Source organism: Motilibacter deserti, assembly GCF_011250635.1.
GTDB classification, from domain to species: domain Bacteria; phylum Actinomycetota; class Actinomycetes; order Motilibacterales; family Motilibacteraceae; genus Motilibacter_A; species Motilibacter_A deserti.
Genome location: NZ_JAANNP010000106.1, coordinates 1 through 6,049 on the forward strand (window position 1 = coordinate 1; position 6,049 = coordinate 6,049).

At 75.4% G+C, this 6,049-nt stretch carries 4 protein-coding genes; 3 read left to right on the forward strand and 1 reads right to left on the reverse strand.

Going from position 1 to position 6,049, the window contains the following annotated elements; genetic code table 11:
• Positions 1 to 565, reverse strand: a 565-nt coding sequence (locus G9H71_RS20590; protein WP_166284656.1) for an iron-containing alcohol dehydrogenase, incomplete at its 3' end; no start/stop codon positions are given.
• Positions 566 to 676: 111 nt separating this feature from the next.
• Between G9H71_RS20590 and G9H71_RS25335 the strand changes: the two genes are divergently transcribed.
• The 3 genes from G9H71_RS25335 to G9H71_RS23160 all read left to right on the forward strand — a co-directional run bounded on the left by G9H71_RS25335 (position 677) and on the right by G9H71_RS23160 (position 5,895).
• On the forward strand, positions 677 to 2,419 hold the full coding sequence (locus tag G9H71_RS25335) for a CDP-glycerol glycerophosphotransferase family protein (RefSeq protein WP_166284657.1): 1,743 nt from the start codon (positions 677 to 679) through the stop codon (positions 2,417 to 2,419).
• A gap of 5 nt (positions 2,420 to 2,424) precedes the next feature.
• Positions 2,425 to 3,657, forward strand: a complete 1,233-nt coding sequence (locus G9H71_RS20600; protein ID WP_331273158.1) for a hypothetical protein — start codon at positions 2,425 to 2,427, stop codon at positions 3,655 to 3,657.
• 102 nt (positions 3,658 to 3,759) lie between these two features.
• A complete protein-coding gene (locus G9H71_RS23160; protein WP_196792329.1) occupies positions 3,760 to 5,895 on the forward strand; it encodes a glycosyltransferase in 2,136 nt (711 codons plus the stop codon).
• The last annotated feature ends 154 nt before the right edge of the window (positions 5,896 to 6,049 follow it).

Consider the following 6,049-nt stretch of genomic DNA (forward strand, 5'->3'; position numbering starts at 1 on the left):
CGTTGACCGCGTGGCTCAGCCGCCAGTCGCGGACCGCGGAGAGGTTCGAGAGCGCCTCGCCGACGCCGGCGCGCAGCGTCCGCGCCGGGGCGCTGCGGACCAGGTCGAGGTCCACGACGACGGCGAGGGGGGCGGGCACGCCGTACGACCCGCGGCCGGCCTCGTTGTCGAGCACGGCCACGGGGGAGCCGAGGCCGTCGTGGGCGAGGTTCGCCGCGACGGACACCATCGGCAGCCCGAGCCGGGCCGCGGCGTACTTCGTGACGTCGAGGACCTTGCCCCCGCCGACCCCGACGACGGCGTCGTAGCGGCTGGCCCGGATCTCGTCGGCCAACCGGTGCGCGCTCTCGACCCGCCCCGAGCCGACGGCGAAGAAGTCGGCCGCCCCGAGCCGCTCGCGCAGGTACGCCTCCACCGCCGCGCCCGACGTGGCGCTGACCGCCACGGCGACCCGGCCGGACGTCGAGATCCGCCGGTCGCTGAGGACGGCGGGAAGGTCGGCGAGGGCACCGGGCCGGATCTCCACGGCGAGCGGGGCGGGGACCATGCGGGCGAGGACGGGCACGCGACGTGCTTCGACGGCGACGCCGACGGGCTTGAGCGCGTCGGTGGACGCTCATCCGGACGCCTCGCCCAGGCCTAAGGTCCCGGCAGCGTTGGGCCGAACCAGTGACACGTGACCCAAGTTGACGCGGGCAACCCGCCAGTGCGCCATGCAGTCGTCATCGAGATCGAGGACCTGGCCCTGCCGCAGGCGCAGGTGGTCGTCTCCGCGGCCGCGCAGGTCTTCAGCGCGAACGACCCGGTCGAGGTCGTCCTGACCGTCGTCGGGGTCGACGAGCCCACCGAGGCGCACGCCGAGGTCGTGCAGCGGGTCTGCACCGCCGCCGTCGCCGACACCCGCGCCCTGCCCGAGCTGCTGCTGCTCGGCGAGCAGGAGGCCGCCGGCCTGGAGTGCCTGCGCCGGGTGACCGCCGGCCGCGACGAGGCCGAGAACGCCCGGTCCGTGGCGCTCCTGACGCTGCTGGCCCGCGAGCTGTGGGACGCCGCCGAGGAGCCTGCCGAGCAGGCGGGTGCCGTGCCCGCCGTCGACGAGGCCGCGTACCGCGCGCACTTCACGATCCTGCAGGCCCAGCGCGACCGCGCGCAGGCCGAGAAGGCGATCAGCCGGCGCGACGTCCGCGCCGCCCGGGACATCACCGCCGGCCGCCGCCGCCCGCACGTCGTCCTGCTCGTGCAGCAGCGGCAGACCTGGGGCTCGGTGTCCGTGCTCGCCGCCGAGCTGAGCGCCCGCGTCGACATCGACTTCACCCTCGTCGCCCTCGACAGCACCGCCGACGGCCAGCAGGCCTCCACTGCCGACTTCGTCCGCGACCGCGGCTACGACCCGCGCGACGGCGAGTGGCTCGTGAGCTTCCTCGACGACGTGGACGTCGTCGTCGTCGACAACCCCTACGACGAGTTCCGCCCCGCGCAGCTGAGCGCCGCTGCGCTCGCCGAGCGCGGCGTACGCCTCGTCTCCGTGCCCTACGGCAACAACGCGATCGACGGCGCCTTCATGACGCGGCTGCTGTGGGACCTCCCGCTGCAGCGCCTCGCGTGGCGCGCCTACCTGTCCTCGCGGGAGCAGGCCCGCCTGTACGCCGCGCACTGCGCCGCCGGCGACGCCCCCGTGCGCGTGCTCGGCTCGCCGAAGCTCGACGCCAGCGTCAACGCCGTGCCCGAGTCCTGGGGCCGGCAGCTGCGTGCGCGCGCCAAGGGCCGGCCGGTCGTGCTGTGGAACCCGCACTTCCGCATGGAGGAGGGCGGCTGGTCGACGTTCCACCTCTACCTGCAGCCGCTGCTGCAGCGCTTCACCCAGCGCTCGGACCTGGTGCTCCTCGTCCGGCCGCACTTCCGGCTCTTCGCGGACCTCGCCGAGATCGAGGGCGGCCCGTCGCGCGTCGAGACCACGCTGCGCCGCCTCGCCGCGGAGCACGACACCATCCACCTCGACGACACCGCCGACTACACCGAGGCGCTCGCGACCGCCGACGCCATGATGAGCGACCTCAGCTCGCTGGCCACGGTCTTCCTCCCGACCGGCAAGCCGCTGCTCTACCTGCGCCGCGAGGACGGGCCGGGCACCAACGACGAGGGCGCGTACTTCGAGTCGATGTACCAGGCGCGCTCCTGGGAGGACGTCGACGCGTTCCTCGACATGGTTCGGCGCGGGAAGGACCCGCAGGCGGCCGAGCGCGCCGCCGCCGTCGAGCGCCACTTCCCGTACGTCGACGGCCGCGCCAGCCGGCGCATCGTCGACGACATCGTCGAGTCCTTCCGCTCCGAGCTCTTCCTCGAGGACGCTCCCGCGCGGCCGGCCGACGCGCTCGTGACGGCTGGCGCCGCGGTCAACGGCTCCGTCCGGGAAGGGGTGTGACCCCCGTGGCGGCTCCCGTGGCCGAGCGCCGGACGGCGGCCGTGCCGGCGCCCCGCGCGGGCGCCCGCCCCGCCGCCCGCCGGTCCGGCGAGCAGGTGCTCAAGCTCTACGTCGACTCCACGACGCTGTCGCTGGTCAGCCAGGTCGCCGACTTCGTCGCCTGCGCCGACGACCCCGACGTCTTCAAGATCGCGACCTGGCTGCGGCTCCCGCTCACGGCCGAGCAGCTCGAAGGCTGCAACGCGCACCACGTGCCGCAGGTGGCGGCGGTCAGCGGCGAGTTCGTCGCGGCCGTGGCCCGTCTCGTCACCGCGCGCCGCTTCGACCGCATCGAGATCCACGCGAACCAGCACCACGCCGCGAAGAGCATCACGCCGCTGCTGCGCGAGCTCTGCCTGCTGGTGCCCGGCGCGCGCGAGCGCGTCTCGCTCGACCTCTACGACGACGGCAGCATCGGCGTGCTCGAGCGCGAGACGCTCAAGCAGCAGCGCGATCCCGTACGCCAGGTCGCCGCCGCCGCGGCGGACCTGCGCCGCGCGGTGTTAGCCCGCGAGCCGATGCTCTGGGGGATCGCGCAGAGCTACGCCTGGCACCACCTCTTCCCGACGACCTACCACCTGCTCCGGCGCGACGTCCTGCTCCGCGACGAGCCCGGCCGGCTGCTGCACGGCTACCTCGAGCCCTACGCCGCCGACATGCGCTTCGACACGCTGATCGGGCTGTCGCGCCGGCAGACCGAGCGCTACCTGGGCCTGTTCGGGATCGACGCGGCCCAGCGCGAGCAGCTCGAGAGCGTCGCGCGGGACCCCGACGGGCTGCTCTTCACCGGCTCCGCGGTCTGGGAGGACGCCGACGACGACGAGCTGGCCGCCACCCAGCTCAACGCGATCCGGATGCTGCGCGCCGACGGCCGCATCCCCGCCGGTGCCCGCCTCGCGTTCAAGGGCCACCCGGCCAACACCAACCACCACGCCGAGCTCGCCGCCGCGCTGGGCGACGACGTGCTGACGATGCCGTCGCAGGCTCCGCTGGAGCTGCTGCACATGCTCGGCCTGCTCCCGGCGAGCTACGGCGGTGTGCTGAGCACGTCGCAGTTCACCCTTCCCGTCGACCGGCTCCGGTTCGTGCTCAGCACGCGGCCCGAGCGCCGGCCGGCCCGGGGCGCCGCGCTGCCGCAGCTGATGGTCGAGGCCGGGGTCCTCCCGCCCGAGCTGCTGCTGCCCGTCCTCGCCCGATAGCCGAAAGTCCCCGCCCGTCCGTGCCGAGGAGAAGCCCATGCGCCTTCGAGCCCGCGTCCCCCTGCCCCGCGCCCGGCGCGCCGCATACGCGGTGACGGCCCGATGAGCGCGCAGCGTCCCGCCGTCTCCGTCGTCCTCACCGCGGCCGGGCCGGTCTCCGAGGCGCTCGCGGCGCTGCAGCCGTCGCTGCGGCTGCACGACGAGGTCCTCGTCGTCGCCGCCGTTCCCGTCGGCACCGTCCGCGGCGCGCGCGTGCTGCCCGCCGGCGCGAGCCTGGCCGAGCAGCGCGCGGCCGGCGTCGCCGCCGCCCGCAACGAGCTCGTCCTCCTCGTCGACGGGGACTGCCTCGCGCCGCCGCACGCCCTGGACCAGCTGGCCGCCGCGCTCGGCGACGACGTCGTCGCGGTCGGCCCGCGCACGGACCTCGCGGCCGGGCGCCAGCAGCTCGTCGCGCCCATCGAGGCCATCGGCACCCGGAGCACGCTGCGGGCGTTCGCCCGCGAGCAGGCCCGCGAGCTGCGCGGGGCGTACTGGCCGGCCGAAGAGCTGGCCGACGTCGTCCTGCTGGCACGCACGGCCGACCTCACGGCAGTCGACGACCTGGGCGAGGGCCTGGGCGCGCGCCTCGCGTCCGGCGGCCGACGAGTCGTGGTCGCCGCCGAGAGCTGGTGGCCCCACCGCGACACGGCGGCGTGCTCGCTGCGCCCCGCGGCGCGCCCGCTGCTGTCCGGGACGATGATCGTCAAGGACGAGGAAGAGGTGCTCGGCGAGAGCATCGCTGCCCTGCAGGCGTTCTGCGACGAGGTCGTCGTCTACGACACCGGCTCGACCGACCGCACGGTCGAGATCGCGGAGGCGGCCGGCGCCCGCGTCGTCCGCGGCTACTGGAACGACCACTTCAGCGACGCGCGCAACCGCTCGCTCATGCACTGCACCGGCCGGTGGGCCTTCACCGTGGATGCGGACGAGGTCGCCGTGGGCGACGTCGAGGCCGTACGCCGCCGGCTGCGCGACGCGCGGGCCAACGTCGATGCGTTCGTCGTCGAGGTGGACAACGCCGCGGTCGGCGTCGGCGCGGCGAGCACGCTGCGCTCGCGGCGCATCGCCCGCGCCAGCGCCGACTGGTGGGCCGGCCGGCTGCACGAGCAGCTCATGGACCGCACCGGCGACGCACCCGCCGAGGAGGACCTGCAGGACGTACGCCTCGTGCACTCGGGCTACCTGCCGCACCGCATGGCCGCCCGGGACAAGTACAAGCGCAACGCCGACCTCGCCCGGCTCGCCGTCGAGGACGGCGGCATCGAGGGCGACCCCGGTGAGGCGCTCGCGAACCTGGCGCGCTCGCTGTGCTCGGCCGGCGACGGCCCCGGCGCGCTCGACGCGGCCGAGCGGATGATCGCGGTCGGCGGCACGCCCGTGAACCAGCGCCAGTCGTGCCTGGTCGGGCTGATGGTGACGATCGGCTCGAAGGACTTCGACGGCGCGCGCGTGTGGCTCGAGCGGCTGCGCGAGCGCAGCGTCGCCGGGCTGACCGTGGCGGCGTACGAGGCGGAGATCGCGATGCGCGAGGGCGACCCCGCGCGGGCGCTCGAGCTGCTGGCCGCCCTCCCCGACGTCGTCGAGGACGAGGTCGGGCTGCGGCGCACCCGCGACTCCTGGCTCGCGCTCGAGGTCGAGGCCTGCCTGGCGACGGGGGAGCACGCCCGCGGCGTGGAGCGCGTGCTCGAGGTCACCGGGCGGGGCACGGCCGCCCTGCGGCTGGCGACGGTCGCCAAGCTCTTCAAGCGGGCAGGGGTGCCCCTTGTCCGCTACCTGCGGGCCGTGCCGGCCGACGACGTCCTGCCCCTGCTGGGCGAGTCCCTGTCGATGAGCGACGAGGACGCCGACGACGTGCTCGAGCAGGCGTTCACGGCGTGGCCGGCCTCGCGCGCGGTCCTCGCGGCCGCGCTGCCGATCGCCGGCCGGCGTACGGTCCTGCGGGCGCTGGAGTGGTCGGCCCGTGCCCGTGCGGTGGGCATCACGGCCGGCTGCCCGCTGGTCGCCATCGCCGGAGACCCGGCGCGGCCCGCCCGCGACCGGGTGCTCGCCGCGGCGGTCGCGCTCGAGTCGTACCGCGACGAGCGCGCGCTGCCGCTGTTCCTCGCCGCGGCCGACGCCGTCCCGGACGCCGAGGCGGAGTTGGTCACGGCCGAGCTCACGCTGCTGGCTCCGCGTGTGGTGGGCGAGCTGCTCGTCTGACGGTCGTGCTTTGACGGTGCGCTGGCCGCGCTGCTCCGACGGCTCTGTCCTCAGGGCGGTCTCCCGGGTGTCCCGGGAGGCCGCCCTTCGGCGTTCCTCGACCGGTGTCTCACGCGGGGTGTGTCACTCGTGCGGGTGAGGTGGGTTGTGGGGC